Origin of the sequence: Methylobacterium sp. W2 (assembly GCF_020662345.1) — a bacterium.
In the GTDB taxonomy this organism is placed as follows: domain Bacteria; phylum Pseudomonadota; class Alphaproteobacteria; order Rhizobiales; family Beijerinckiaceae; genus Methylobacterium.
In genome coordinates this window covers 69,541-95,434 of the sequence record NZ_VMOA01000017.1, presented here as the reverse complement: position 1 = coordinate 95,434, position 25,894 = coordinate 69,541, and the positions used below count along the sequence as shown (strand labels likewise).

The following is a 25,894-nucleotide window of genomic DNA, read 5'->3' as shown; positions in this document are numbered from 1 at the left end:
GGACGGCCATTGCGCACTCTCAACATAGGTTTTTATTGCTATAAAGGGATTTGTGTACTAAACAATGGGCCTTGCCACATGCGCTGGGAACGTCACCGATGTCGCGACTTGACACCCACACACAGCGTCTCGCTGCGATCTGGCTGAGCTTGCCGTCGAGGTCGAACTGATCCGCGTCGAGCGCGTCCTCGCCCGCAAGTATAGCCCCGATCAGCCCCGCGAGCCGGCCGGCCAGCCCGGTGGCGGACGTTGGGCATCGGGACATGACGGATCGGCCGGTCCGGCAACGATGGGCTCCCTTGGTTCACACGATTCGCCGGCCACCGAAGAGGTCGTCGCCGAGGACGGATCGCGCGTTCTCTCGCTCCGCATCCGGAGCCATCCCTCCCAGGACTGGGACGAGCAGCACACCGTCACAGCGCCGGACGGCACGCGGACCGTCTTCGAAATGTCGGGCCGCACTCAGACGATCCGCGATGGCGAGACCGGCGAGATCCTGTCCCGCAGCACGTTGAACGGCGATCGGACGGAGCCGGAAGCGTTCGTTCAGGACGCTCGGGCTCCAACGCGCAGGCCTTTGAGGATCGGCATAGCGGTCGAAGCGGCCGTAACGCTGCTGTCGGCACTCTCGCAGCGGAACGGCTCCAACACTACAGCGATCTTCGTGGCGCCCGCGAGCGAATATGGACTGAGCGACGATCCCAATTTTCCAGTATTCTGGGTCGGAAGGGTCGATCAAAGCAGCCTAGATCAGGCTTGCCCGCGCTACAGCGAGGTCCAAGAGATGCTCGATACGACTACCGCCCACGTACGATCTTCCGGGCTCTACAGCAGCCCTCAAGCCCTGGGGAATGAAGTTCATTTTCTTATGTCAGAACAGGTAAAATCTCTCAGAGATCCAAATTTTATTGCAGAAATATCCTATAAGAAGATCAGCCATCTTCCCACCCGATATGGTGAGCGAAATTCTATTCGTCTCGACATACTTGAAAACCCCCCCACAGATACGGTCTGCATCTATGACCACAAGACGGGCGATGCGGGACTGGATCCTACAAGAGCTGTTGATCTTGCAACGCTTGCACGCAAGAATTTTCCTACCGCAAAGCGTTTCATTGTCATGGAAATGAGGCCTCGTCGGTGACACGCACGCGCCAAGTCAAAGCCGTTTATCGTCCGTTGCTGGATCGTCATGCCGACATCGTCCATGTCGGCAGTCGCGATCTCTGGATCAGGCCCGTGCATCACGTCGCCCTGCGTATCATGGTGGATGATACATCCGATCCCGATGCGTTTTACCTGAAATGGTCGATGCTCGACATCTTCAGTCCGCTCGACGGCATGCTCGGCATCATCGGCTGGTGTGCCGGGCAGCTTGGCCCACCGGGCGGATCGCAATACGCGGTCTGGCGCTGGTCCGATCCCTCTACGATCACTGATATGATATCCGTGATCGAGACCGAGGCTTTGCCGCTCCTGCGCTCAATGGACACCCTGAAGGCGTTCGTCGCGTTCTATCGAGAGAACTTCGAGATCGCCCGGGTCGGAGCACCGGAGGACCGGCTGATCATCGACATAGCCCTCGGCCATCTCGCGAGTGCTCAAGATATCCTGCAGGACCTCCTCCCTCATTACCGGGAGGACGGATGCGCGAGTTCGGCGTCATACCAGCAGACCCGCAACAAGATCCTCGCCGTTGCCGACCCGCTCCTCGCGGGAGACCGGGCCGCCCTCGCAACAATCCTTCACGGCTGGGAAGCCGCCAACATTCGCGGCACGAAGATCGAGCCCTACTGGGAGCCGACGCCGTTTCCGCTGGAGACGGCGTCGGGCTGAGCGGTCTCAGCCTTCGCTGGAATCGTCGCGAAAATACGGCTCGACCGGGCCCTTCAGCTTCACCGTCATCGGGTTGCCGGCGCGGTCGAGGGTCTTGCCGGCCGACAGGCGGACCCAGCCTTCGCTGACGCAGTATTCCTCGACATTGGTCTTCTCGACGCCCTTGAAGCGGATGCCGATGCCGCGTTCCAGGATCGCCTCGTTGTAGAACGGGCTGGTCGGGTTCACCGCGAGGCGGTCGGGAGGCGTGTCGGACATCGGCGTTGCCTTGGGAATCGATGATCGGAGTCGAGTGATCGTTGACGCGTCGGGACGAAGGGTTCGGGTAAGCGATTCACGCCCCGCCCGCAACGCCGCCGGTCCTGGCCGCCCGCGCCGCCGCGATGAGATCGCCGATGCGGTCGCTCTGGAGCAGGGGCACCAGAGCGCGCACCGCCTCGGGGGGCAGGTCCCACCACGCGGTCTCCAGCAGGCCCGACACATGCTCCGGAGCGAAGCGGTGGCGGATCACCCGCGCGGGGTTGCCGGCGACGATCGCGTAGGGCGGCACATCCCGGCTGACGACGGCATGGGCTCCCACCACGGCGCCGTGCCCGATGGTGACGCCGGACAGGATCATGCAGCCGGAGCCGAGCCAGACGTCGCTGCCGATGGTCACGTCGCCGCGCGAGGCATGATGACCGGCCGGCGCCTCCACCCCCGGCCAGAGTCCCGCCATGGCTGCGAAGGGATAGGTGGTCACCCAGTCGAGGCGGTGTCCGCCGCCGAGGAGGATCTCGACCCTGTCGGCGATGGAACAATACCGGCCGATCGTAAGGTGCCGCCCAGCTTCCGGGAACCGCACTTTCGGACGGCCATAGGAGTACGAGCCGATGGAGAAACCATGGGTTTTCACCATTTTGGCGAGGTGCAGGCGGGTTTCGTTGTGCGGGTTGCGCCCACTCCGCAAGCGGTGCAACAGAGTTTTCAATCAATGCATCCCGAAGACCGGCGGGAAAGCTCCGCGGCTCCGTCAGAGCCCGCGATGAAGGGAGTGAGGCTCATGGGCGACAACATGTCCGACGATCTCAAATCCGGAGCCCTCGTCTACCACCGCCTACCCCGGCCCGGAAAGCTCGAGATCCAGGCGACGAAGCCGCTGGGCAACCAGCGCGATCTGGCGCTCGCCTATTCCCCCGGCGTCGCCGCGGCCTGCATGGCGATCTACGACGACCCCCAGGAGGCCGCCACCCTCACCATCCGCCAGAACCTCGTGGCCGTGCTCACCAACGGCACCGCCGTGCTCGGCCTCGGCAATATCGGCCCCCTCGCCTCGAAGCCGGTGATGGAGGGCAAGGCGGTCCTGTTCAAGAAGTTCGCCGGGATCGACGTGTTCGACATCGAGGTGGACCAGAACGACGTCGGCAAGCTCGTGGACGTGGTCTGCTCCCTGGAGCCGACTTTCGGCGGCATCAATCTCGAGGACATCAAGGCACCCGAGTGCTTCGAGGTCGAGGAGCAGTGCCGGGCACGGATGAACATCCCGGTCTTCCACGACGACCAGCACGGCACCGCGATCATCGTGGCGGCGGCGGTCCTCAACGCCCTTGAATTCGCCGGCAAGCAGCTCTCCGACGTCCGCATCGTCACCTCGGGCGCGGGCGCTGCGGCGCTCGCCTGCCTCAACCTGCTGGTGTCGCTCGGCGCGCGGGTCGAGAATATCACCGTCACCGACATCAAGGGCGTGGTCTATAAGGGCCGCGCCGAACTGATGGACCGCTGGAAGGACGTCTACGCCAAGGAGACCGAGGCCCGGACGCTGGCCGAGGTCATTCCGGGCGCCGACGTGTTCATCGGCCTCTCGGCCGGCGGCGTCCTGAAGCCGGAATACCTGGAGAAGATGGCCGAGAAGCCGCTGATCATGGCGCTCGCCAACCCCTATCCGGAGATCATGCCGGATCTGGCGCAGGCGAAGCGTCCCGACGCGATGATCTGTACCGGGCGCTCGGATTTCCCGAACCAAGTCAACAACGTCCTGTGCTTCCCCTACATCTTCCGCGGGGCGCTGGATGTCGGCGCCACCTCGATCAACGAGGACATGAAGAAGGCTGCCGTGAAGGCGATCGCCGCGCTGGCCCGCGAGACTCCGTCCGACGTGGTCGCCCGCGCCTATGGCGGCGAAGCCCGGCCCTTCGGCCCGCATTCGCTGATCCCGAGCCCGTTCGATCCGCGCCTGATCCTGCGGATCGCCCCCGCCGTAGCGCAAGCCGCAATGGATTCGGGCGTCGCCGGCCGGCCGCTGGAGAACATCCAAGCCTACGCCGACAGTCTCGATCGCTTCGTCCACCGCTCCGGTTTTATCATGAAGCCGATCTTCACCAAGGCGAAGGAGAACCCCAAGCGCGTCCTCTACGCGGAGGGTGAGGACGAGCGCGTGCTGCGCGCCGCCCAGGCCATCGTCGAGGATCATGTGGCCCGGCCCATCCTGGTGGGACGCCCGCGGGTGATCGAGACCCGGATCAAGCGCTTCGGCCTGTCGATCCGGCAGGGCACCGATTTCGATCTGATCGATCCCGAGGACGATCCGCGCTACCGCGACTATGTCGCGACCTATCTCGAAGTCGCCGGCCGTCGCGGCATCACGCCGGATGCCGCGCGCACCCTGGTGCGCACCAACAACACGGTGATCGGCGCCATCGCCGTGCGCCGGGGCGAGGCGGACGCACTGATTTGCGGCCTGGAGGGCCGCTTCGAGACGCGCCTGCGGGTGATCCGCGACGTGATCGGCCTCGCGCCGGGCGTGCTCGATTTCGCCGCCATGAGCCTCATCGTCACCAAGGAAGGCGCCTACTTCCTCGCCGACACTCATGTCCGGCCCGATCCCAGCGCCGAGGAGATCGCCGACGTGGCGGTGGCCTGTGCCGGCCACGTCGCGCGCTTCGGCCTCACCCCGAAGATCGCCCTCCTCAGCCATTCGGATTTCGGCCAGTCCGATTCCCGCTCGGCCCAGAAGATGCGCGCGGCGCTGGGTCTGATCCAGGGCCGCCGGCCGGACCTTCAGGTGGATGGCGAGATGCAGGCCGATACCGCTCTGTCCGGCCTGATCCGCGACCGGGTGCTGCCGGGCTCGCCCCTCAAGGGCTCCGCCAACGTCCTGATCTTCCCCAATCTCGACGCGGCCAACATCGCCTTCCAGTTCTCCAAGGTACTGGCTGACGCCCTGCCGGTGGGGCCGCTGCTGATCGGCCCGGCCCGGCCCGCCCACATCCTGTCGCCGTCGGTGACGGCGCGCGGCATCGTCAACGTCACCGCCGCGGCGGTGGTGGAGGCGCAGGCGAGCGCCGTCGAGCCGACGATCGCATCGGTGGAGCCGGGTCTGACGCCCCTCTCCGAATAGAAAGACAGCCGGGACGTCGCTCGTCCTCCACGGCTGATGCCATGAAAAAGGCCCCCGATTCCTCGGGGGCCTTTTTCGTTCATGTGCCCAGAAGCGGTGGGATCAGACGCGGCGGTCGCCGTAGGCGGCGGCCGGGGTCACGGCGCCGAAACGGCCACCGAGGAAGGCGGCCAGGCCTCCGAGGATCAGGGCGAGGGCGGCGTAGAGGGCGCCCTGCGCAGCGGCGCTGCGGGTCGCTTCGGCGGCGACCTTGGCCTTCTGCTTGGCGTCGGCCACCGTCTGCTCGTACTGCTTGCGGTACTCTTGGATCTGGGTCTTGGCCTGATCCGGCGAGATCCCCTGCGCCTTGGCCAGGGCATCGGCGGCCTTGGTCTCGGCCTGGGCCTGCTGGGCGGCATCGCCCGTCAGGTAGGCGCGCACGGCCTGGGAGGCGGCATCACGCAGGGCTGCGGGATCCTGGCCTCCGCTAGACTGGCGGACCTGGTTCTCAATGCCGTCGAGGGGGTTGGTCAGCTTGGTGAGCGAGGGCGCCGCAGCCTGTGCCGCCGTCTGGGTGGCGCCGCCGATGGCCGAACCCGCGCCACCGATCACGCTCGAAATGCCGCCGAACGCGCCGCCGATGAGGCCGCCGGCCGCCGAGGTGAGCAGGTAGACGATGACCAGGGTGGTGACGGCCCAGGAGACGAGGCCATGGTAACCGCTGGTGCTGGCCAGCGGCTTGCCCGAGAGGCGCCCGGCGAGGAAGCCGCCGGCGAGCGAGGCGACGATGCCGGAGACGACCCACCATAGGCCGGCGCCGGTGGATAGGCTGGCGGCGGTCGGGGTGTCGTTGCCGGCGGGATCCAGGGTCGACAGGCCGATGCCGAGGCCGATCATGTTGAGGATCATCTGCGCCACGAGGGCCGCTACGGCGCCGGCGAAGATCGCGCCCCAGGAGACCTGATTGTACAGGGCCGGGCGGGCGTCGAGGGCCGGTGGCGTTGCGACGACAGGCTTCAGAGTAGGGGATTGAGCCAAGGAGGAACTCCTGAGAACAGATGTGAAGGATGAGGATCACGCGCACGGACAACATCGCCCCGGCGGAATCCTGCCGGGAGCGTGAAGCCGTTCGTGTCTCCGATATCCAAGGACGCGTTCCAGCTTCCCTGACACGCTCGGGGATTTTGGAAATCAGCGCCCGTCAACGTGCGTCGTCGGGGAATGTTCGCTCGATTTGGCGGAAATCCATCCATTCTCCCGTCTATCCTCGCCCGCCGGCCATCGGATCCCGGCGGGACTTTCCCTTGAGACCCGGCGCGTGGAAAATTGGCCACCGGATTGCATACAGGATTCCGATCAAGGGCCGGTCGGGAGATTCCAATGTGCCGTGGTGACGATCCGAACTGCACGCATTTCGCCGAGCATCGCCGCCGTTTCCTCGGCGACCTCGCGCCCGAGCGGCGGGCCTTCCTCAAGAGCGGCTTCGTCGCCACCGGGGGCGCGGCGGCGATGGCGGCCGGCGGCCTGTCCCTCGTCGGCCCCGCACTGGCGCAGACGAGTGCCAAGGGCATCCGGCAGACGGCGCATTACCACCTGCCGGCCACCGCCGAGACCGTCCATTGGGGCTACTTCTCGAAGCTGCTGAAGCCCCAGGTCGAGATCGCGTCCGGCGACTACGTCACCATCGAGACCCTGACTCACCACGCCAACGACGATGCCGAGCGCATGGTGACGGGCGATCCCGGCGCCGAAAGCGTGTTCCTCTGGACCAAGGAGAAGAAGGGCGTCGCCCGCCGCGGCGCCGGACCGGAGACCGGCCCCCTCGGACCGGGCGGGGGGCTCGGCGTCCACATCTGTACCGGCCCGGTGGCGATCCGCGGCGCGGAGCCCGGCGACGTGCTGGAGGTGCGCATCCTCGACGTGGCACCGCGCCCCTGCGCCAACCCCGCCTTCAAGGGCCGCAGCTTCGGCAGCAACGCCGCCGCCTGGTGGGGCTATCACTACAAGGACATGATCACCGGCGACCGGGCGCGTGAGGTCATCACCATCTACGAAGTCGATGCGAGCGGCGCCCGCGACTGGGCGAAGGCGGTGTATAATTTCCGCTGGCCGGGAGTCACCGATCCGTTCGGCGTGGCGCATCCCACCATCGATTATCCGGGCATTCCCGTGGACCACACGAAGACGAGCCGCAATTTCGACGTCCTGAAGGGCGTGCGCGTGCCGATCCGCCCGCATTTCGGCACGATGGGCCTCGCGCCCAAGGAGGCCGACATGGTGAACTCGATTCCCCCGAGCTATACCGGCGGCAACATCGACAACTGGCGCATCGGCAAGGGCGCGACGATGTACTACCCCGTCGCGGTGCCGGGCGCCCTGTTCTCGGTGGGCGATCCGCATGCGAGCCAGGGCGATTCCGAACTCTGCGGCACCGCCATCGAGTGCTCGCTCACGGGGACCTTCCAGTTCGTCCTGCACAAGAAGGCGGATCTTGCCGGCACGGCCCTGGAGACCCTCGATTTCCCGATGATCGAGACGTCTGAGGATTGGGTGCTCTCGGGCTTCAGCTATCCGAACTACCTCGCCGATCTCGGCCCCGACGCGCAGAGCGAGATCTTCTCCAAATCCTCCATCGACCTCGCCATGCGCGACGCCTTCCGCAAGATGCGGTCCTTCCTGATGCAGGCAAAGGGGCTGACGGAGGACGAGGCGATCTCGCTCATGTCCATCGCCGTCGATTTCGGCATCACCCAGGTGGTGGACGGCAATTGGGGCGTCCACGCCATCGTCAAGAAAGCGATCTTCGCGGACAGACCGGCGTGACGCGCCGCGTCGTCGATCAGGCGCTGAGGTGCCTTCGCAGCATGAAGAGATAGACGATCTCGGCGGCGATCAGGATGGCTCCGACCGTCACCATGGGTCGGGCGACACCGAACCCGTCGCCGCCGGGACCATGGCTCACGGCCACTATCGCCATGACGATCACGCCGATCAGCGGGATGAATCCCAGCGCGATCCATGTGGGCGCGTACCATGTCGGCTGCCCGTTCAGGTCCCATTGCATCGGAAGCCGGTCGAGATCTCCCACCCGAAAGCCCGCAAGGGCCGACAGGCATGAAAGGATGGCAAGGGTCAGGACGGCGAAGACGTAGACCATCGGCCTCGACAATCCTCCGAACGGCCGAGGCTAGGAACCCGCGACCGTATCAGGCGGTAACGATCCGCCCCTCCAGCCCCAGCACCCGACCGAGGCCGCGGACTCGGTTGAGCAGGCGGTCCCCGGGGAGCGCGGCCAGTTCCGTCGGCAGCGTGAGGGTCACCCGCTGATCCTCCAGAAGCAGGGGCATGCGGGACAGCGCTCCCTCCATTCCCGCAGAGATCGGGAAAGCGACACGCAGGAGGGCGCCGAGGAGGCGGGCTCGCTCGAACAGGCGCGGACCGGCGAGGCTACGCATCATCGGGCTCGCCTTGTCCGCCGAGACGCCCTCGTGGCGGAAATAGACCGCCAGGGCGAGATAGGCCCGTCCGGGATGGTCGATCCCGACGAAGGCGGCATGAGTGATGACGTTGATGCTCTGTTCGCCCCGGTAATCGGGATGCGCACGCCAGCCGATATCCGAGAGGAGGCAGGCGGCGTGGCGCAGGCGGCGCTCGTCGGCCGTCTCCGGCCCGTCGAGGGTGGCGACGAACCGGTCTGTCCAGGCGATGAGGTCGCTGCCGTGGCCCGGAGACCGGGCGCGGAGCCGGTTCAGTTCCGCCGCCGCCGCGAGGAGCGGGTCGGTGAGGCGGGTGTCGCGGTCGAGTTGTTCGTAGAGCAGTCCCTCGCGCACGCCGGAGGCCGAGATGGCGAGTTCGCGAGGACGGCCGACGCGGATGATCTCCTCCAGCACCACGGCGCCGTAGGCGAGGAGGGGCCGGCGCGCCTCCGAGACGGCCTCCACGTCCTGAAGCAGGGCGGCGTCGGTGCGCTCCACCACTTCGAGGAAGCTGAGTTCGTCGGACGGCTCGATGCTGTAGCCGTGCATGACGTGGAGTGGGTAGCCCCGCGCGGCCTGATGCAGGCGGGCCAGAGCGCGCCAGGTGCCGCCCACCGCGTAGAAGCTGCGCCCGCGCAGGGTCTCCAGCTGGGGGGCTGCCTTCGCGAGGTTCTCGCGGGCGATCCTGAGGGCCTTCTTCACCGACCCGCCGGAGAGATCCTGGAGAGCGAGACCGCCGAGCGGCATCGTCACCCCCTGCCCCACCGTGGCGCCGCGCACGTCCACCAGTTCGAGGGAGCCGCCGCCGAGATCGCCGACGACTCCGTCCGGCGTATGGAAACCTGAGATCACGCCGAGGGCCGAAAGCTCCGCCTCCCGCCGCCCCGACAGGAGCTCGATCCGGTGGCCGCAGGCGGCCTCCGCCGCAGCGAGGAATTCCGGGCCGTTCTGCGCGTCGCGCGCGGCGGCCGTGGCCAGCACGAAGACGCGGCCGACGCGCATGGTCTCGCAGAGGATGCGGAAGCGCCCCAGCGCGCTGAGGGCGCGCCGAACCGCCTCCTCGTTGAGCCGACCCGTGCTGAACACGTTGCGGCCGAGCCCGCACAGGACCTTCTCGTTGTAGAGCGGCGTCGGCGCGCGGTTCAGGCCGTCATAGGCCACGAGACGCACGGAGTTCGAGCCGATGTCGATGATCGCCACCGGCTCCACGCAATCCTGCACGCGGCGGTCTCCCTGAAGCGCGAGGCCGCTCTGCGCAAGACTGGTACGAGGGAGGCCCATGACCGGCTCCTAGTGGGGTCGTCCGCTCAGGAGCGCTGGGCTCTGCGGCTCAGCGCACGCGGACTCGACTTCTTCGAGGACTTGCCCCGGCCGGACAGGCTCGGGTTCGTCATGAAGTACTTATGCGCGTTGAACGGCTCCTCGCCCTCGGAGGGCTGAACACGCTCACTCGCGCCTGACGCCAGTACACGCCAGCTCTGCTGGTTGTCGAGGAGATTGGCGAGCATGATCTGGTCCAGCACCTGCTGATGCACCGTTTGGTTAGTGATCGGCAACAGCGCCTCGACGCGCCGTTCAAGATTGCGGGTCATCAGGTCGGCCGACGAGATCGATACCGTCGCCTTCGGGTGCGGTAGGCCGAACCCGTTGCCGAAGGCGTAGATCCGCTCGTGCTCGAGGAAGCGCCCGACGATGGATTTCACCCGGATCGTGTCCGACAGACCGGGAATGCCCGGACGGAGGCAGCAGATGCCGCGCACGATGCAGTCGATCTGCACCCCGGCCTGGGACGCGTCGTAGAGCGCGTCGATGATCTGCCCGTCCACCAGGGAGTTGCACTTGATCCAGATCGCCGCCGGCCGCCCGGCCTTGGCATGGGCCACTTCAGCCGCGATGTTCTCCAGGAGCCGGGGCTTGAGGGTCAGCGGCGAGACCGCCATGCGCTCGAGTTCGGCCGGTTCGGCATAGCCGGTGATGTAGTTGAACATGCGGCTGACGTCGCGGGCCACCGCCGGGTCGGCGGTGAAGAACGATAGGTCGGTGTACACCCGCGCCGTGATCGGGTGATAGTTGCCGGTGCCGACATGGCAGTAGCTCACGAGCTTGTCGCCCTCGCGCCGCACCACCATAGACAGCTTGGCATGGGTCTTCAGCTCGATGAAGCCGAACACCACCTGCGCGCCGGCCTTCTCCAGGTCGCGGGCCCAGCGGATGTTGGCCTCCTCGTCGAAGCGCGCCTTCAGCTCCACCAGCGCGGTCACGGACTTGCCGAGTTCGGCGGCCTCCGCCAGCGCCGCGACGATCGGCGAGTTCGAGGAGGTGCGGTAGAGCGTCTGCTTGATCGCCACCACGTTGGGGTCACGGGCGGCCTGGGCCAGGAACTGCACCACCGCGTCGAAGGATTCGTAGGGGTGGTGGACGATGAAGTCCTTCTGCCGGATGGCGGCGAAGACGTCGCCGCCGCTTTCGCGGATGCGCTCGGGGAAGCGCGGGTTGTACGACTTGAACTTCAGGTCCGGCCGGTCGATCCCGACGATCTGTGACAATTCGTTGAGGGCCAGCATGCCCTCGACCACGAAGATCGCGTCGTAGCTGATCTCGAGCTCGTCGGCGACGAAGGCGCGCAGATCCTCCGGCATCCCGGCCTCGACTTCGAGCCTGATGACGACGCCGCGGCGGCGCTGCTTCAGGGCGCTCTCGAAATGCAGGACGAGATCCTCGGCCTCCTCCTCGATCTCGAGGTCGGAATCGCGGATCACCCGGAACGCCCCCTGCCCCTTGACGAAGTAGCCCGGGAACAGGCGGCCGGTGAACAGGACGATGACCTGCTCAATGGCGATGAAGCGGGCGGTGGATTCCCCCGTGACCTCCGGCAGGCGCACGAAGCGGTCGAGGACGGCGGGCAGGCGGATCAGGGCGCGCAGGGTCCGCCCATCGCGGGGGCGCACCATCATCAGGGCGATGCTGGAGCCGAGGTTCGACAGGAACGGGAACGGATGGGCCGGGTCGATGGCGAGCGGCGTCAGCACCGGGAAGACGTGGCTGAGGAAGTACTCCTCCAGCCAGGCCTTGTGATCGGGGGTGAGGTCGCCGGGCTCGACGAGATCGACGCCGACACCGTGCAGGTCGTCACGCAACTCGCGCCAGCGGCGCTGCTGGTCGAGGGCGAGGCGGGAGACTTCGGAACCGATGCGGCTGAGCTGTTCGGCCGGGCTCAGCCCGTCCTGCGACGGCTGGATCAGGCCGGCACGGACCTGGTCGTGCAGCCCCGCCACGCGGACCATGAAGAACTCGTCGAGGTTGTTGGCCGAGATCGAGAGGAAGCGCAGCTGCTCCAGCAACGGATGGCTGGTGTTGGAGGCTTCCTCCAGCACCCGGCGGTTGAACTGCAGCCAGGACAATTCCCGGTTCACGAAGCGCTCGGGCGAATGGCGCAGGGCGCGGCCGGCGGCGAGCACGGTCTCCCGCGCCACGGGTTCAGCTGTCGCTCGTTCTGTCGCCGTGTCGGCCATGATCGTCTCCGCCAGAATCGAGCCTGATTCCGTCTCTGCCTCGTGAGTCTCGTCGAGCGAGGCCGATTCTGCCGGGAGAGTCGCTCCGGGGCTGGGCTTCGTCGTCCGTGTCCGGACGGTCGCGGAGCGAACCGGACCGGCCTCCGCCGGCCGGCGCCGGGCAGCGGGGCGCTTGGGCGTCAGGGATTCGGGTGCCGCGGAGCCGCGGCCGTCGTCACCGGAGCGGGGCGCGTCCGACGCGTCGTCTGCCGCTGGAGCGATCTTCCGCTCCTCGACATTCGTGTCCTCGACGTCCGACCCCTTGGCGATCGCGTCCGAATCCATTTCCGGCAACAGGTCTTCTCCTCACTCTGCTGGAACGAGTGGCCTCGTAGCATGCTGCCGGGCCGTCGCGTCTGACAATTCCATGACAATCGGGATGGGCGGGCGATCAGGCTGGCGCGTCGTCGTCGCCGGCCTCGTCGTCCGACACACCGAGTTCCGCAAGCACCGACATGGCCAGCGGCTTGGTGATGCGGCGGCCACGCCTCAGGGCATCGCGGTCGAGTTCGGCCACCACGGCCCTGGCCCTGGCGAGGGAGCGGTCGATCCTCAGGGCGATGGCCTCGACGACGCTGAGATCGACCACGAGCTGGCGGTCGACGAAGAGCTTGACCAGCACTGCCCGCATCAGTGCGTCGTCGGGGGGCAGGATCGTGGCGCCCGGCGCCAGCCTCAGGCGCGAGCGCAGATCGGCGGTGGCGAGGCCGAGCGCCTCCACCGGCGCCGCCGCCGTGATGAGGACGGGGCTGCCGTTCTCGCGGGCGAGGTTGAGGAGGTGGAACAAGGCCGCCTCCTCGCGGCCCTCGGGGCGGTCGATATCCTCGATCACCAGGGCGCCGTTGGAGACGAGATGCGTGACCGAATCGGCGGTGATCTCTGAGGCCGGGACGGTCCAGGCATGGGAGCGCGTCGCCCAGATCGAGGCGAGATGGCTCTTCCCGCTGCCCGACGGCCCGGTGATGAGGCAGACCGTATCGGGCCAGCGCGGCCAGGCTTCGATCAGCCCGTAGGCCGCCTCGTTGGCCGGTCCCACCAGGAAGTCCTCGCGGCCGTAGCGCGGATCGAGGGGCAGGTCGAAGGCGAGCTGCTTCGGGGGCGCGGCCTCGCGCATCGGCGATCTCATCCCTCGCGCTTCTGAATCAGGATCGGTTCTTCGGCATAGTAGAGCGGACTTTGGAGATAACGCGCAATCGCGAAGCGGACGATGACGCCGATGGAGGCCGCGACGGGGACGGCGAGCAACAGGCCGAGGAAGCCGAACAGCGAGCCGAAGGCCAGGAGCGCGAACATCAGCCAGACCGGATGCAGACCGACCGAATCGCCCACGAGCTTGGGCGAGATGACGTTGCCTTCGAAGAACTGGCCGACCACGAATACGGCGACGGTCAGCCCGATATGGAGCCAATCGGAGGTCGGCCAGAACTGGACCAGGGCGACGCCCACGGAAAGCAGGAACCCGACGAGGGTGCCGACATAAGGAATGAAGGTGAGAAAGCCCGCGATCATCCCGATCAGCACGCCGAAATTCACGCCGACGAAGAACAGGCCGACGGCATAGAACGTCCCCAGGATGAGGCAGACCAGGGTCTGCCCGCGCACGAAGCCGATGATCGCGCGGTCGATCTCGCCGGCCAGGCGCCGCACCGTGGTGCGGTGGCGCGGCGGCGTCCAGCCGTCGACGGTGGCGACCATCCGGTCCCAGTCGACGAGGAGGTAGAAGGCCACGACCGGGGTGACGACGAGGAGCGAGGCGATGGAGACCAGCGCCTGGCTGCCGGACCACAGCGACTTGAGGAAGGCCAGGAACCAGGTCCCGCCCTGCCCCACCAGGGTTCCGACGGAGGATTGCAGATCGTTGAGGACGTCCGCGCCGCCGACCCGCGTCATGAGCGGCCCGACCCGCTCGACGATGATGCCCTGCAGCCGCGAGATCATGCCGGGTAGGGTCGTCACGAGCGCCGAAATCTGGTTGGCGGCCAGCGGCACGACGATCAGCAGCAGCACCACGAGCCCGACGACGAACATGGCCAGGATCAGGAGCGAGGCGGAGAGGCGACCGAGGCCGAAGCGCTGCAGCCTGTCGGCCATGGGATCGAGAAGGTAGGCGAGCGCCAGACCCGCCACGAAGGGCAGCATCACGCCCGAGAGCAGGTAGAGCAGCAGCGCGACGACGCCGAGGCCCACCAGTCCGATCACCGCCCTGCCGCGCATCGGCCGTCCCCCCACGTCATGTCCGCCGCCCGGGAGAGTGGGAACGGGAGTGCCTACGGTCAAGGCATGGCGCTCGTCGCTCATGTCCCGCATGCTAGGCTCCCTCCAGGGCCGGAACTGCGCGAATCCCGAATTTCCCGATGACGACTCGCCGAGATTGGCGCAAGCGGCTAGAGGAGCCAAAGGACTTTGGCCGACATTCCGATGCCGGCCATGCAGGACGTGGATTGCGAGACGGGGCGCCGATGACGGCCGAGAGCAAGAACGGCGAGAGCCGGAACGGAATGACCTACGCGGATGCGGGCGTCGACATCGATGCGGGCAACGCCATGGTCGAGACGATCAAGCCGCTGGTGCGCTCCACCCGCCGGCCCGGGGCGGATGCCGAGATCGGCGGGTTCGGCGGGCTGTTCGACCTCAAGGCCGCCGGCTTCTCCGACCCGATCCTGGTGGCGGCCAATGACGGCGTCGGCACCAAGGTGAAGATCGCCATCGAGACCGGTCGTCACGATACGATCGGCGTCGATCTCGTGGCGATGTGCGTGAACGACATCATCGTCCAGGGCGCCGAGCCGCTGTTCTTCCTCGACTATTACGCCACGGGCAAGCTGGTGCCGGGGGTCGGCACCGACATCGTGCGCGGGATCGCGGCGGGCTGCCGCATCGCGGGCTGCGCGCTCATCGGTGGCGAGACCGCCGAGATGCCCGGCCTCTACGACGGGTCGGACTACGACCTCGCCGGGTTCAGCGTCGGCGCCGCCGAGCGTGGAAAGCTCCTGCCCCGCCCCGGCATCGCCCCCGGCGACGTCGTCCTCGGCCTGCCGTCCTCGGGTGTGCATTCCAACGGGTTCTCGCTGGTGCGCCGGATCGTCGAGGCGAGCGGCCTCTCCTACGACGACCCGGCCCCGTTCGAGCCGTCGCGCTCGCTCGGTGACGCCCTGCTGGAGCCGACCCGGATCTATGTGAAGCCGCTCCTCGCCGCGCTGAAGGCCACCGACGGGATCAAGGCCCTCGCCCACATCACCGGCGGCGGCTTTCCTGATAACCTGCCCCGCGTCCTGCCCGACGGCGTCGGCATCAGCATCGACCTCGACGCGATCATTCCGCCGCCCGTCTTCGGATGGATCTCGAAGGTCGGCGAGGTCGCCGAATCCGAAATGCTGCGCACCTTCAATTGCGGTATCGGCATGGTGGCGGTGGTCTCGCCGGAGAGTGTGTCGGCGGTGACCCGGGCGCTCGATACCGCCGGAGCCTCGCCGATCCGCCTCGGTCTCATCACCGAGCGCGGACCGGAAGCGGTGACGTTCCAGGGCCGGCTCGCCCTGTGACGGCCCCGCGCGCCAGGACGCGGGCCGCAATCCTCATCTCGGGACGCGGCTCGAACATGATCTCGCTGATCGAGGCCGCGAAGGCGCCGGATTATCCCGCCGAGATCGTTCTCGTCGCCTCCAACCGGCCTGAGGCGGGCGGTCTCACCCATGCCGCGAGCGCCGGGATCGCCACGAAGGCCCTCGATCACCGCGCCTATCCCGACAGGGCAGGCTTCGATGCCGCCCTGAACGCGGAACTCGAAGCGGCCGGGATCGAACTCGTGGTTCTCGCCGGGTTCATGCGGATCTTCTCCGCCGGCTTCGTCGAATCCTGGGCCGGACGGATGATCAACATCCATCCTTCGCTGCTGCCGCTGTTCCGCGGCGTCCACACCCATGAGCAGGCCCTAGCGGCGGGCGTGCGCCTGCACGGCTGCACGGTGCATTACGTGGTGCCCGAACTCGATGCCGGGCCGATCGTGGCCCAGGCCGCCGTCCCGGTCCTGCCGGGCGACGATGCCGACAGCCTCGCGGCGCGCATCCTCGTCCAGGAGCATCTGCTCTATCCGCGCGCCCTGGCGCTGATCGCCGGCGGACGGGCAAGGCTTGAGGACGGGCGCGTGGTCTTCGCCCGGGACATCGCGGCGGCGGACGGAGCGCTGATCAGTCTTCCGTCGGCAGGGTGAGATCGAGCCGACCAGTCTGGTATCTCAAAATGAGATGAAGTCGTTGTGCCGAATCTCATTTTGAGATACGAATGGTCATGCGGGTTATTTCGAATAAGTCTCTCGTCGCATTCGCAGCCTCCCATGCAGCTTCGGCTACGCCTCTGCAGGCATGGCGTAAGATCGTAGAGACGAATGGGTTCGCAAATTTTTCTGAGCTCAAGAAGACGTTCAACACAGTAGATAAAGTGCGCGGCTATTACGTCTTTGACATGGGAGGAAATAAATATCGGCTTATTGCTGCAATCCATTTTGATACGCAAAAATTATTTGTTTGGTACGTCTTCACGCACAAGGAGTACGATGCATGGAAACTGTGAGCTTGAGCCGTGCTGACGTCGATACGATCGCGGGTCATTTTCGGGCCATCTCGGACCATGTGCCGCTTCGCGTGATCCGGACTGACGCCGAGTACGAGACTGCGGTGGACGTGATGAACGGCCTTCTCGATGCGGGCGCCGGTGAGGACCATCATCCCCTCGCGGGGGTGCTCGGCCTCCTCGGCGGTTTCATCGCCGACTATGACAGCGCGCATCACGGACTGCCGGATGTGCCGCCCGCCGAGATCTTGCGGCTGCTCATGGAGCAGAACGGCGTGAAGCAGAGTGACCTGCCTGAGATCGGGAGCCAGGGCGTCGTGTCGGAAATTCTGAGCGGCAAGCGCGATCTCAACCTCGGTCAGATCAAGCGCCTGGCGACGCGGTTCGGGATAGAACCGGCAACGTTTCTGTAGTCTCGAGACCTCGGCGCAGACGGCGCTCCGCCGAGGTCTCTCGTCGGACGGCTTACGCCGGGCGCGGCAGCTGGCAGCTGTCGAGGGCCGAGAGCGCCTTGGCGCGGGCGGAATCGTTGAAGTAGCCGGTGGTGCGATAGGATTCGAGCTCGGCCGGGTTGAGGCTCGCCAGTGTCTGCTTGGCGTAGCAGCCGCACGGGCGCACGAGCGATGCCTCGGGGACGCTCTGCAGGCGCGACTGTGTCACGGTGCAGGCGTGGCGCACACGACCGGTGAGGTTGCCGGCGGAGGCCGTCTTCAGCGCCGGATCGGGCGTGTAGCCTTCGAGGGAGGCCGTAGGCGTCCCCTTGTTCGCGTTACACGCGGCGAGCAGGGAGATGAGGCCGGCGGCGAGCAGAATCCGGCCGGTGCGCGGAACGATGAAGCGCATGGAATGTGGGGTCCGTGAAAGGGATTCGGTTAAGGGAATTCCTTTCACGCCCGGCAGGACACGCGCGCAAGGGCGTTCGCGCCACACCCGGCATCGTTCCGTGGCGCGGCTCCCGACCGAGACGATGCCCCATCAAACGAGATCGGGCGGCCTCTCGTGGCGGATGCCACGAAAACCCGCCCGGAAGCGTAAACCCGAACGGGCTCAGCCGACGATGTCGGAATCCTGGAAGAACTGCGCGATCTCGATCTTGGCGTTCTCGGCGCTGTCCGAACCGTGTACGGTGTTCTCGCCGACCGACTCGGAGAAAGTCTTGCGGATGGTGCCCTCGTCAGCATTGGCCGGGTTGGTGGCGCCCATCACGGTGCGGTAGGCGGCGACGGCGTTCTCGCCCTCGAGCACCTGCACGACCACGGGGCCCGAGGTCATGAAGGAGACGAGCTCGCCGAAGAACGGGCGCTCCTTGTGGATCTCGTAGAACTTTTCGGCCTGGGCCTGGGTCATCTGGATGCGACGCTGGCCGACGATGCGCAGGCCCGCCTTCTCGATCACGGCATTCACCGCTCCGGTGAGGTTCCGCTTGGTCGCGTCGGGCTTCAGGATGGAGAAAGTGCGCTCGGTGGCCATGATCAGTCCGGTTGGTTTCGCTCGGCCGAAAACGGCTTCGGCGGGCGGCTTATAGCGGGCACGCCCCGTTGCCTCAACCCGAAGCACGAAAGGCGCGCATCCACAGCGGAATTCGTTTGGCCATGGCTCCGGCGCAACACTGCCGGAAAATCGCCTGATTGCGGGGGTGTTGTCGCTCCAGACGAATTCGACACCAAGGCTCACGACCCTTCGCGACGCTCCCGCCGATGCGCCGCCGCCCTTCACAGGCACCAGGAGACCAAAAGCCATGCGCATTGCCCTGACCTCCGCCTTCCTGCTCTCCGGACTCGTCGCCGCCTCCGCGGCCCCGTCGAAGGATCCCTCCGGCACCTGGCTCACGAAGGACGGTCGCGCCAAGATCCGCATCGATCATTGCGGCGCGAACAGTGCGAACATCTGCGGCAAGGTCGTCTGGCTCAAGACCCCGACCACCGAGACGGGCGCCCCGCGCACCGACGCCAAGAACCCCGACCCGAAAAAGCGCCTGCGCCCGGTCATCGGCCTGCAGCTCATCGAGGGGCTCGCCCCCGACGAGGAGAAGTTCTCGGGCGACATCTACAATATCGACGAGGGCAAGATCTATCAGGTCAGCCTGGAGCGGGAATCCGGCTCCGAGCTCAGCGTGTCCGGATGCCTTCTCAAGGTTCTGTGCGGCTCGGAGACCTGGACCCGGGTGCCGGACGTGAACCAGCAGGCCGCCGTCGCTCCGGCTGCCGAGGTGGCACAAAAGCCGGCGCTCAAGCCCACGGCCAAGGCGGCAGCGCCTCAGGTCGAAGCCAAGAAGTAACGCTTCAGATCGCGGCGAGGCCCCGTTTCACGGCGGGCCTCGCCAGGACGGTGTCGAGCCAGCGCCGCACATTCGGCAGGGTCGTCAGATCGATCCCCTGCTTTTCGTGATGCTTTGCCCAGGTCAGGACCGCGATGTCAGCGATGGAATACGCATCGGCGATGTAGTCGCGGTCCGCGAGGCGCCGGTCGAGCACGCCGTAGAGGCGGTGCGATTCCGCCGAGAACCGCTCGATAGCGTAGGGGATTTTTTCCTCCGCATAGATGCGGAAATGGTGCATCTGGCCGAGCATCGGCCCGAAACCCCCCACCTGCCAGAACAGCCACTCGTCCACCGCCACTCGGGATCGTTCGTCGACGGGGTAGAGGCAGCCGGTCTTGCGTCCGAGATATTGCAGGATCGCCCCCGATTCGAAGACCGTGATCGGACTGGCCCCCGGACCTTCCGGGTCGACGATGGCCGGGATCTTGTTGTTGGGTGAGATCGCCAGGAAATCCGGCGCCATCTGGTCGCCCTTGCCGATGTTCACCGGCACCACCCGGTAGGGCAGGCCGCACTCCTCCAGCATGATGGGGATCTTCCACCCGTTGGGCGTGCCCCAGGTATAGAGGTCGATGGGCTTCTGGGTGGCGGCGGCCATGGGAAACGTTCCGCTCCTATCAGGGTCGCTTCATATCGCTGGATCAAACCGGGCGATGGGCGGATGGTTGCAGGATCTACGCCGCCATCGAACGGTGGACGGTGCGCCGTGGCACGGCCAAGGATCTTGCCCTTTACGCGACTTCTGGCTGTGATGAGGCCGGTTCCGGCGCCTCACCGTGAGCGCAGGGCAAAGACCTGGGGTTGCGATCATGCGGTTTCGTTTTCTTCCAGCCGCGTTGGTCGCGGCGTCGATGGTGCTGGGTTTCGCGACGACTGCGTCCGCCAAGGACCCCGTGGCCGCCGCTCCGGAGCCCGCGGCGAAGGAACTGACTGTCGGGCAGAGTGCTGCTCGGGAGCGGCAGAAGAAGTGCGGTGTCGAATGGCGCGCCCTCTCGGTGGCCGACAAGGCAGCGCAGGGGCCGAAATGGCCGCAATATTTCAGTAAATGCGTCAAGCGCTTGAAGGAGATCAAGGCCTGATCTAATTCCGCTGGACATCGGCTCGCGGGAGCGGAATCCGCCGGGCGCTCACAGGGGAACGGACCGATGCGGGAGCGCGAGGCGCTGCAGCGGGTCGTGGCGGTGGCCGCGATCATACCGGTGGCGTCGGGGCTCTTCGGAATTCTGTTCGGGCTTGGAGGAATCGGCGGCGACAGCCTGTCCCAGATCTCCGCCGACAGCCATTTCCGCTACCTGTCGGGCCTGCTGATGGGCATCGGCATCCTGTTCTGGACCTGCGTACCCGCCATCGAGGCGAAATCGCGCCTGTTCCGCTTCCTGACCCTCGTCGTCGTGCTCGGTGGCTTGGCGCGGTTGCTGGGCCTCTACCTCACCGGCCTGCCCTCGGCGGTGATGCTGGGTGCCCTGGCGATGGAGCTGGTGGTGACGCCCCTCCTCTGCCTTTGGCAGATGCGGGTTGCGGCCAAGGCCGCGGATGCGGCGGCGGCCGGGCCCTCTCCGTGAGCGGGGCTTGTCCGTGAGCGGGATTTCCGCCGGAACACGTCCCTCCCCGGCCGACCGCGCGCTCTCGCTCATGGAGCGCATCGTCCCCGCGCCCTCCGCCTGGGCTTTCGCCCTGCGGATCTGGCTCGCCATGGTGCTGGCCCTCTATGCCGCCTTCTGGCTCCAGCTCTCCGGCGCCTCGTCGGCCGCCGTCTGCGTGGCGATCCTGGCCCAGCCCAAACGCGGCCAGGCCTTGTCGAAGGCGTTGTACCGTTTTCTCGGCACCCTGGCGGGGGGCGCGATATCGATCCTGCTGATCGGTGCGTTCGGACAGGACCGGGTTCTCCTCCTGGTCTCCGTGGCGACCTGGCTCGGCCTCTGCGTCTTCGTCGCCCATTTCCTGCAGGACACGCGGGCCTATGGCGCCATGCTCGCGGGCTATACCGTCGCCATCGTCGCCGTCGCCCATATCGACACGCCGCAGGCGGTGTTCGAGGCCGCCATCGACCGCGTCGCCGCGATCACCATCGGCATCGTCGCCATCACCTTCATCAACGATGCACTGGCCTCGCCGAGCACGTGGCGCACCCTGCGCAAGCCGCTCTCGGAGGCCCTCTCGGCCACCCGGGCCTTCGCCCGCGAGACCCTGTCCCAGGCGGATCCCGGTTCGGAGCGGGCGGCGGCCCTGATCCGGCAGATCGCGGTGATGCGTGCCGATGCCAGCGCCATCGGCGGCGAGCTCGATGACGGTGCCCGCCGGGCCGCCGGGGCGCGCAGCGCCATCGCCGCGCTCTACGCCATGGCGGCGGCGAGCCGCGCCTTCACCGCCGCCGGCAGGATGCTGGGCCGCGACAGCGCGGCCGTCGCCGAAGCCCGCCGGATCTGCCTCGGCCTGACTGAGGCAGGTTCCGATGCCGACGCGGCCTCGGACCGCCTCGGCGCCCTGGTGGATGAGGCGATCCGGGGCGGGACGAGCGAGGCCCGGGATATCGAGCCTTGGGAGATCGAGCCTTGGGAGATCGAGCCTTGGGAGATCGAGCCTTGGGAGATCGAGCCCCTGGAGATCCTGGCGCTCCAGCGCGGCCTCGATTTCGCCCGCGCGGTCTCCTTCGCCGAGGACGGTCTGAACGCCCTCTCCACCGGCTGTCGACCGAAGCGCGATGTCGCCCTTCCGACGCATCGCGACATGCCTGTGGCCCTTCGCGGCGCGGCGCGGGTGGGGATCGCCTTTGGCGCCACCGCCCTCCTCCTCATCGCCGCCGGCTGGCCCGCCACGTCCTTCGCCCTGGTGCAGGTGGCGGCGACCTGTTCGCTCTCGGCCATCGCGCCGGATTCGAAGGCCTTCGCCCGCGGCGTCCTCATCGGCATGCCGCTCGCGGCCCTCTGCGCCGGGATCGTGCTGTTCGGCGTGCTGGGGGGCGAGCAGGGCTTTCCGCTCCTCGCCATCGCCATCGCGCCGGTGATCTTCGTGGCGTGCTTTCTCAGCCTGAACCCGCCGACCTTCGGAATCGGCTTCATCCTGCTCGTGTTCTTCATGGTCCTCCTGTCGCCGGCCAATCCGCAGACCTACGACGCGCAGACCTTCCTCGCGAACGCGTTCCTGGTGACCATGGCGGCTTGCATCCTGTTCGTCGCGGTGCGGATCGTGCTGCCGATCTCGCGCGCCCAGCGCCGCGCCTTCGCCCTCGATTCGGCCCGGGATTCGGTGCTGGACGCGCTGGCCGGCGATGGCGGCGACGCCACCACCCGCACCAGCCTCAACAGCGACCGGCTGCTGCAATTCTCGCAATGGAGTTCGGGCAGCGGCGCCGTCCGCGCGGCGAGCCTGGACCGCGCCTTCGACCTCGCCCGCCTCGAATCCGCCGCCGCCCGCGCCCATGCCCAGCTGTGCCGCCTCCCCGACGGTCCCGCCCTGAACGATGCGTCAAGGCAGGCGCGGGAGGGACTGGAGGCGGCGGACGCGGCGACGCTCGACCGGTCCGTTCGCGCGTTCCTCCGGCACGGTCGATCCGTGAGTGCCCCGACGCGGCTCGCCATCGCCCGCCTCGTCAGCGACCTCGTGACGGCGGGCGGCGTCATGGCGAGCCAGCACCGCCTCCTGCGCCGCCTCGGCATCCTGCGACCAGCCTGATGGAGGCGCCCCATGCGGCATGACATTGATCTCGGCGGCGTCCTGATCTCGCCCTTCGTCGCCTATGTGCTGGCGGCCCTGGCCCTCATGGTGCTCCTGCGGTTCGGCTTCAGCCGCATCCGCTTCAGCCGCTACGTCGCCAACCCGCCGCTGGCCGAGGCGGGGATCTTCGTCTGCATCCTCGCGCTTCTCATCGTTCTCTTCTGAGCAATGTGTCCCGCCGACATGGATCTTGCCTGACAATGGCCGACGACGATCTCTCCGACGCTCCCCCCTCCCGTGAGCGCGCGCCGGCCCTCGCCACGCGCCGGCGCTGGCGCGTGGTGCGGCTCCTGGCGACTGTGGTGATCCTGGCCTGTGCCTGCGTGGCCGCCGCCCTGGTCTGGCAATTCTACGTCACCGCGCCCTGGACCCGCGACGGGCGCGTCCGCGTGCAGGTGGCGAGCGTAGCGCCCCAGGTCTCCGGCCAAATCTCCGAACTGCGCGTCACCGACAACCAGAACGTGGCCATGGGCGACGTGCTCTACGTCATCGATCCGGTGGATTTCGACATTGCCATCGCCACCGCCCAGGCCGAGCTGGAGAACCGCGAGGCCGACCTTCAGGTCAAGCGGACTCAGGCGGCCCGGCGCGAGGCCCTGACCACCCTCTCCACCTCGGTGGAGGAGAAGCAGCAATATGCGGGCACCGCCAAGATCGCGGAGGCGGCGCTCGCCTCCGCGAAAGCCCAGCTGCATCAGGCCCGGGTCAACCGGGGGCGCACGGAAGTGCGCTCGCCGGTGAACGGGCGCGTCACCAATCTCCTTCTGCGCGCGGGCGACTACGCCAAAGCCGGCACCGTCAACGTCGCGGTGATCGATACCGATTCGTTCTGGATCGACGGCTATTTCGAGGAGACGAAGCTGGCCCATATCCATGTGGGCGATGCGGCGAAGGCCGAGCTTCTCGGTTACTCGGCCCTCATCGACGGCCGGGTGGAGAGCATCACCCTCGGCATCAGCAACGCCAACGCCTCGCCGAGCACGCAGGGCCTGCCCAGTGTCGACCCGGTCTATACCTGGGTGCGCCTCGCCCAGCGCGTCCCCGTGCGCATCCGCATCGAGAGGGTTCCCGACAGCGTCACCCTGGTGGCCGGCATGAACGCCACCGTCTCCGTAGGGGAGCCCGGTGCCCATGGCGGCAAACTCTGGAAGACCTTGCGCGACCGTTTCACCGGATCCTCCGCCTCCGGGCAGGAGCGCGATCCGGGGGCAGCGGCTCGCTGAAAGCCCCGACCCCGCCCGCTTTCGTCCCGCGCGAAAGACCGACCCGTCTGACGTGTGGCGAAATGGACCGAAAGACGTCCCGCTACGCCGAATGCCTCGGCGGAGCATATCCCACCGATGACAAGGTAAAAATTTCTTCAGCATTGGCGCGAAGTTGAGCACGAATCGCGAAAAGGTTTCAGCCACGCTTAATGGCCATGAGCGAGTCTGTCGGCATCTTCCCGGCTGGGTCAGGTCACGTGCTGAAATCCACCGACGACGTTGAGAACGACCTGACCGCGATGCCCGAAAGCGCTAGCGTCAGCGACGCGGTGGCCGGCATGGCGACGCTCCTGCGCCACTCTTCCCGCGCCAATGCGCAGGCCGCCAGCTTCACCCGCGAGATCCGTCGCCAATCGCCCGGCGTCGACCATTCCCTGGCGGCGACCCTTGGCAGCCTCGTGCCGATCCCCGACCAGGGCCGCATTCACGACGCTCCGGCCGAGGGCGTGGTCGATGCCTTCGCCGTGGACGCGCCGATCATGCACTGGGCCTGCACCGGCGCCGACAGCCCGTGGCGCGGCCGCATCGAGATCGTGCGCGGCAACATCGCGCCCGCGCCCTGGTCCTACGCCGCCATGGCCGACCATCCGAGCGCCGGCCGCCTGCTCATGGCGGCGTGGCGCTTCGGAGCGTTGCCTGAACCCGGCCCCGGAGCGCGGACGATCCTTTGCCGACCGCTTGGCCAACCACCTGAAAGGGCAGCGCTTTCTTGGAAGCCACGGGATGGGAAAGAATACAGTCGCCGGAAAGATGAGATAGGGGCTTGACGTCGGGACGATCCAGCCGCACCTTGATCATGTGCTCTCGAGCAAAGCACAGCTCAAGCAACGAGGAGGCGTAGATCGGTTGTCGATCGCGACCAACTTAGAGGCAGGAGAGGGGAATGACTCCACCCCAGCAGGATGCTGCGACGATCATCCGGGACTAATTCGGCCCGGACGTTGAGCAGCACAAACGCGAATCACGGGACGGAAGCGGTCTCCGGGGCGCAGAAGCGGCCGATGCGGCACGACTTCGAATGCGCAAAATGCCCCAACTCGACCGCTTCCGCCTCCGATCGATCATCCTCACCTGACGTGGCTGAGGCTTAAGACCATCAAGAGTTTCGCATCAGACTGATCGTCGACTTTGAGCACGGGCAGTTCCCGTGCCGTACGGCACGAAACCAGCGGCTTCATAGCGCCGGATCATCGCAGTGTTGGATGCTCTCGCGATCAGCCGCGGAGTTGAGTCGCCCCCGAGAGACTGGCGCGCCGAGCGCCGAGATCTTGTCAGCGCTGGCGGATCGGCCGCAGCGGGCCGTGGAAGAATCCGGGCTCCATCCCGATCGCGGCGGCGCGCTCCCCGATCACGCCGAGGCCGCCCAGCAGCCCCGCAATCGGTGCATCCAGCAGGGCCGGATGGTTCAGGGCCTTGCCGATCTGGCGGCCCTCCCACCAGAATTCCGCGAAGAGCAGGGCGAGGAGGCCGAGCAATCCCCAGGTCTCCAGGCCTTGCCCGAGGAGATAAACGCCGTAGGGCGGCGACAGGTCCGTGCTCAGACGGGACAGGCCGATCACCCCGGCAAAGCCCAAGATGAGGATCAGGGGCAGGCGAACGAGAAGGCGCCGATACAGGCGCAGGGCCAGGTTGAGTTCCTCGACGGAGGAGTGATCGAGCCGGAGGGACATCCAGGATTCTCCTGTGCGGTTCTCGCCCCTGACCGACACGCCTCCAATCGACGTGGGAGACATGTGGCCGACGGGCACCCGCCCCGCCACCGGTCCCGGGGCACATCACGGGGCCGGCCACTCATGCTCCAACCAAAT

General features: G+C 67.0%; 27 protein-coding genes. 15 read left to right on the top strand and 12 right to left on the bottom strand.

From position 1 onward, the window contains the following. The first annotated feature begins 289 nt into the window (after positions 1-289). The gene (locus tag FPV16_RS11985) at positions 290-1,144 is read left to right on the top strand and encodes a hypothetical protein (protein ID WP_227438401.1); all 855 of its coding nucleotides are present in this window, start codon (positions 290-292) and stop codon (positions 1,142-1,144) included. Further along, positions 1,141-1,836 (top strand): hypothetical protein, encoded by a 696-nt coding sequence (locus tag FPV16_RS11980; RefSeq protein ID WP_227438400.1) that lies wholly within the window; start codon positions 1,141-1,143, stop codon positions 1,834-1,836. Before FPV16_RS11985 ends, FPV16_RS11980 begins: the two co-directional genes overlap by 4 nt. A 6-nt stretch (positions 1,837-1,842) precedes the next feature. Here FPV16_RS11980 and FPV16_RS11975 read toward each other — a convergent pair whose 3' ends face one another. Continuing rightward, a complete protein-coding gene (locus FPV16_RS11975) occupies positions 1,843-2,094 on the bottom strand; it encodes a DUF3297 family protein (RefSeq protein ID WP_027173633.1) in 252 nt (83 codons plus the stop codon). Between the two features lie 76 nt (positions 2,095-2,170). After that, positions 2,171-2,794 carry a CatB-related O-acetyltransferase gene (locus FPV16_RS11970; protein WP_319802237.1) on the bottom strand — a complete coding sequence of 208 codons (624 nt, stop codon included), beginning with the start codon at positions 2,792-2,794 and terminating at the stop codon, positions 2,171-2,173. An 84-nt stretch (positions 2,795-2,878) separates the two neighbouring features. Here FPV16_RS11970 and FPV16_RS11965 point away from each other — a divergent pair, with 84 nt between their 5' ends. Beyond that, entirely contained in the window at positions 2,879-5,212 is a 2,334-nt protein-coding gene (locus FPV16_RS11965; RefSeq protein ID WP_319802236.1) for an NADP-dependent malic enzyme, read from the top strand. Between the two features lie 102 nt (positions 5,213-5,314). Here FPV16_RS11965 and FPV16_RS11960 read toward each other — a convergent pair whose 3' ends face one another. Next, positions 5,315-6,229 (bottom strand): PhnA-like protein, encoded by a 915-nt coding sequence (locus tag FPV16_RS11960; RefSeq protein ID WP_413629277.1) that lies wholly within the window; start codon positions 6,227-6,229, stop codon positions 5,315-5,317. Between the two features lie 342 nt (positions 6,230-6,571). Here FPV16_RS11960 and FPV16_RS11955 point away from each other — a divergent pair, with 342 nt between their 5' ends. Further along, positions 6,572-8,014 (top strand): acetamidase/formamidase family protein, encoded by a 1,443-nt coding sequence (locus FPV16_RS11955; protein WP_227438398.1) that lies wholly within the window; start codon positions 6,572-6,574, stop codon positions 8,012-8,014. 16 nt (positions 8,015-8,030) lie between these two features. Here FPV16_RS11955 and FPV16_RS11950 read toward each other — a convergent pair whose 3' ends face one another. From FPV16_RS11950 to FPV16_RS11930, 5 genes are all read right to left on the bottom strand, one after another. Further along, positions 8,031-8,348 carry a DUF1648 domain-containing protein gene (locus tag FPV16_RS11950; RefSeq protein WP_227438397.1) on the bottom strand — a complete coding sequence of 106 codons (318 nt, stop codon included), beginning with the start codon at positions 8,346-8,348 and terminating at the stop codon, positions 8,031-8,033. A 49-nt stretch (positions 8,349-8,397) separates the two neighbouring features. Next, a complete protein-coding gene (ppx, locus tag FPV16_RS11945) occupies positions 8,398-9,948 on the bottom strand; it encodes an exopolyphosphatase (RefSeq protein WP_227438396.1) in 1,551 nt (516 codons plus the stop codon). Between the two features lie 26 nt (positions 9,949-9,974). Then, positions 9,975-12,512, bottom strand: coding sequence for an RNA degradosome polyphosphate kinase (locus FPV16_RS11940; protein ID WP_413629275.1), 2,538 nt, complete (start codon positions 12,510-12,512; stop codon positions 9,975-9,977). Between the two features lie 97 nt (positions 12,513-12,609). Then, positions 12,610-13,332, bottom strand: a complete 723-nt coding sequence (locus FPV16_RS11935; protein WP_227438395.1) for a DnaA ATPase domain-containing protein — start codon at positions 13,330-13,332, stop codon at positions 12,610-12,612. Between the two features lie 8 nt (positions 13,333-13,340). Then, the gene (locus FPV16_RS11930; protein ID WP_227438417.1) at positions 13,341-14,432 is read right to left on the bottom strand and encodes an AI-2E family transporter; all 1,092 of its coding nucleotides are present in this window, start codon (positions 14,430-14,432) and stop codon (positions 13,341-13,343) included. A gap of 245 nt (positions 14,433-14,677) precedes the next feature. Here FPV16_RS11930 and purM point away from each other — a divergent pair, with 245 nt between their 5' ends. From purM to FPV16_RS26285, 4 genes are all read left to right on the top strand, one after another. After that, positions 14,678-15,760, top strand: coding sequence for a phosphoribosylformylglycinamidine cyclo-ligase (gene purM / locus FPV16_RS11925; protein ID WP_227438394.1), 1,083 nt, complete (start codon positions 14,678-14,680; stop codon positions 15,758-15,760). Continuing rightward, the gene (purN, locus tag FPV16_RS11920; protein WP_227438393.1) at positions 15,757-16,428 is read left to right on the top strand and encodes a phosphoribosylglycinamide formyltransferase; all 672 of its coding nucleotides are present in this window, start codon (positions 15,757-15,759) and stop codon (positions 16,426-16,428) included. Before purM ends, purN begins: the two co-directional genes overlap by 4 nt. Positions 16,429-16,499: 71 nt before the next feature. Then, complete coding sequence (locus FPV16_RS11915) at positions 16,500-16,787, top strand: type II toxin-antitoxin system HigB family toxin (RefSeq protein WP_227438392.1); 288 nt, start codon at positions 16,500-16,502, stop codon at positions 16,785-16,787. A 2-nt stretch (positions 16,788-16,789) separates the two neighbouring features. Next, entirely contained in the window at positions 16,790-17,200 is a 411-nt protein-coding gene (locus tag FPV16_RS26285) for a transcriptional regulator (protein WP_319802235.1), read from the top strand. Between the two features lie 52 nt (positions 17,201-17,252). Here FPV16_RS26285 and FPV16_RS11905 read toward each other — a convergent pair whose 3' ends face one another. Continuing rightward, a complete protein-coding gene (locus FPV16_RS11905; protein ID WP_227438391.1) occupies positions 17,253-17,630 on the bottom strand; it encodes a hypothetical protein in 378 nt (125 codons plus the stop codon). Positions 17,631-17,834: 204 nt separating this feature from the next. Then, positions 17,835-18,257: a nucleoside-diphosphate kinase gene (gene ndk, locus FPV16_RS11900; RefSeq protein ID WP_018043493.1), complete on the bottom strand. Its 423-nt coding sequence runs from the start codon at positions 18,255-18,257 to the stop codon at positions 17,835-17,837. 268 nt (positions 18,258-18,525) lie between these two features. Between ndk and FPV16_RS11895 the strand changes: the two genes are divergently transcribed. Further along, positions 18,526-19,065: a DUF2147 domain-containing protein gene (locus FPV16_RS11895; RefSeq protein ID WP_227438390.1), complete on the top strand. Its 540-nt coding sequence runs from the start codon at positions 18,526-18,528 to the stop codon at positions 19,063-19,065. A 4-nt stretch (positions 19,066-19,069) separates the two neighbouring features. On the opposite strand, the gene FPV16_RS11890 is transcribed toward FPV16_RS11895, so the two are convergent. Next, positions 19,070-19,705 (bottom strand): glutathione S-transferase N-terminal domain-containing protein, encoded by a 636-nt coding sequence (locus FPV16_RS11890; RefSeq protein ID WP_227438389.1) that lies wholly within the window; start codon positions 19,703-19,705, stop codon positions 19,070-19,072. 211 nt (positions 19,706-19,916) lie between these two features. Here FPV16_RS11890 and FPV16_RS11885 point away from each other — a divergent pair, with 211 nt between their 5' ends. The 6 genes from FPV16_RS11885 to FPV16_RS11860 all read left to right on the top strand — a co-directional run bounded on the left by FPV16_RS11885 (position 19,917) and on the right by FPV16_RS11860 (position 24,853). Next, a complete protein-coding gene (locus tag FPV16_RS11885) occupies positions 19,917-20,186 on the top strand; it encodes a hypothetical protein (RefSeq protein ID WP_227438388.1) in 270 nt (89 codons plus the stop codon). Positions 20,187-20,252: 66 nt separating this feature from the next. Continuing rightward, positions 20,253-20,669 (top strand): DUF4345 domain-containing protein, encoded by a 417-nt coding sequence (locus FPV16_RS11880; RefSeq protein WP_227438387.1) that lies wholly within the window; start codon positions 20,253-20,255, stop codon positions 20,667-20,669. Between the two features lie 70 nt (positions 20,670-20,739). Next, the gene (locus tag FPV16_RS11875) at positions 20,740-22,779 is read left to right on the top strand and encodes an FUSC family protein (RefSeq protein ID WP_227438416.1); all 2,040 of its coding nucleotides are present in this window, start codon (positions 20,740-20,742) and stop codon (positions 22,777-22,779) included. Between the two features lie 12 nt (positions 22,780-22,791). Next, complete coding sequence (locus tag FPV16_RS11870; protein ID WP_227438386.1) at positions 22,792-22,986, top strand: DUF1656 domain-containing protein; 195 nt, start codon at positions 22,792-22,794, stop codon at positions 22,984-22,986. Between the two features lie 35 nt (positions 22,987-23,021). Beyond that, the gene (locus tag FPV16_RS11865; RefSeq protein WP_227438385.1) at positions 23,022-24,044 is read left to right on the top strand and encodes an HlyD family secretion protein; all 1,023 of its coding nucleotides are present in this window, start codon (positions 23,022-23,024) and stop codon (positions 24,042-24,044) included. Between the two features lie 197 nt (positions 24,045-24,241). Continuing rightward, positions 24,242-24,853 carry a hypothetical protein gene (locus FPV16_RS11860; RefSeq protein WP_227438384.1) on the top strand — a complete coding sequence of 204 codons (612 nt, stop codon included), beginning with the start codon at positions 24,242-24,244 and terminating at the stop codon, positions 24,851-24,853. A 504-nt stretch (positions 24,854-25,357) separates the two neighbouring features. Here FPV16_RS11860 and FPV16_RS11855 read toward each other — a convergent pair. Continuing rightward, positions 25,358-25,756 carry an ABC transporter ATP-binding protein gene (locus FPV16_RS11855; protein ID WP_227438383.1) on the bottom strand — a complete coding sequence of 133 codons (399 nt, stop codon included), beginning with the start codon at positions 25,754-25,756 and terminating at the stop codon, positions 25,358-25,360. Positions 25,757-25,894 lie beyond the last annotated feature (138 nt).

What these genes read in the sequence shown, in the direction of transcription:
- FPV16_RS11985 (WP_227438401.1), top strand. Translation starts at nt 290, where the DNA reads ATGGGCTCCCTTGGTTCACACGATTCGCCGGCCACCGAAGAGGTCGTC.
- FPV16_RS11975 (WP_027173633.1), bottom strand. Translation starts at nt 2,094, where the DNA reads ATGTCCGACACGCCTCCCGACCGCCTCGCGGTGAACCCGACCAGCCCG.
- FPV16_RS11965 (WP_319802236.1), top strand. Translation starts at nt 2,879, where the DNA reads ATGGGCGACAACATGTCCGACGATCTCAAATCCGGAGCCCTCGTCTAC.
- FPV16_RS11955 (WP_227438398.1), top strand. Translation starts at nt 6,572, where the DNA reads ATGTGCCGTGGTGACGATCCGAACTGCACGCATTTCGCCGAGCATCGC.
- FPV16_RS11950 (WP_227438397.1), bottom strand. Translation starts at nt 8,348, where the DNA reads ATGGTCTACGTCTTCGCCGTCCTGACCCTTGCCATCCTTTCATGCCTG.
- ppx (WP_227438396.1), bottom strand. Translation starts at nt 9,948, where the DNA reads ATGGGCCTCCCTCGTACCAGTCTTGCGCAGAGCGGCCTCGCGCTTCAG.
- FPV16_RS11935 (WP_227438395.1), bottom strand. Translation starts at nt 13,332, where the DNA reads ATGCGCGAGGCCGCGCCCCCGAAGCAGCTCGCCTTCGACCTGCCCCTC.
- FPV16_RS11930 (WP_227438417.1), bottom strand. Translation starts at nt 14,432, where the DNA reads ATGCGCGGCAGGGCGGTGATCGGACTGGTGGGCCTCGGCGTCGTCGCG.
- purM (WP_227438394.1), top strand. Translation starts at nt 14,678, where the DNA reads ATGACGGCCGAGAGCAAGAACGGCGAGAGCCGGAACGGAATGACCTAC.
- FPV16_RS11915 (WP_227438392.1), top strand. Translation starts at nt 16,500, where the DNA reads ATGGTCATGCGGGTTATTTCGAATAAGTCTCTCGTCGCATTCGCAGCC.
- FPV16_RS11905 (WP_227438391.1), bottom strand. Translation starts at nt 17,630, where the DNA reads ATGCGCTTCATCGTTCCGCGCACCGGCCGGATTCTGCTCGCCGCCGGC.
- ndk (WP_018043493.1), bottom strand. Translation starts at nt 18,257, where the DNA reads ATGGCCACCGAGCGCACTTTCTCCATCCTGAAGCCCGACGCGACCAAG.
- FPV16_RS11895 (WP_227438390.1), top strand. Translation starts at nt 18,526, where the DNA reads ATGCGCATTGCCCTGACCTCCGCCTTCCTGCTCTCCGGACTCGTCGCC.
- FPV16_RS11890 (WP_227438389.1), bottom strand. Translation starts at nt 19,705, where the DNA reads ATGGCCGCCGCCACCCAGAAGCCCATCGACCTCTATACCTGGGGCACG.
- FPV16_RS11885 (WP_227438388.1), top strand. Translation starts at nt 19,917, where the DNA reads ATGCGGTTTCGTTTTCTTCCAGCCGCGTTGGTCGCGGCGTCGATGGTG.
- FPV16_RS11880 (WP_227438387.1), top strand. Translation starts at nt 20,253, where the DNA reads ATGCGGGAGCGCGAGGCGCTGCAGCGGGTCGTGGCGGTGGCCGCGATC.
- FPV16_RS11875 (WP_227438416.1), top strand. Translation starts at nt 20,740, where the DNA reads ATGGAGCGCATCGTCCCCGCGCCCTCCGCCTGGGCTTTCGCCCTGCGG.
- FPV16_RS11870 (WP_227438386.1), top strand. Translation starts at nt 22,792, where the DNA reads ATGCGGCATGACATTGATCTCGGCGGCGTCCTGATCTCGCCCTTCGTC.
- FPV16_RS11865 (WP_227438385.1), top strand. Translation starts at nt 23,022, where the DNA reads ATGGCCGACGACGATCTCTCCGACGCTCCCCCCTCCCGTGAGCGCGCG.
- FPV16_RS11860 (WP_227438384.1), top strand. Translation starts at nt 24,242, where the DNA reads ATGAGCGAGTCTGTCGGCATCTTCCCGGCTGGGTCAGGTCACGTGCTG.
- FPV16_RS11855 (WP_227438383.1), bottom strand. Translation starts at nt 25,756, where the DNA reads ATGTCCCTCCGGCTCGATCACTCCTCCGTCGAGGAACTCAACCTGGCC.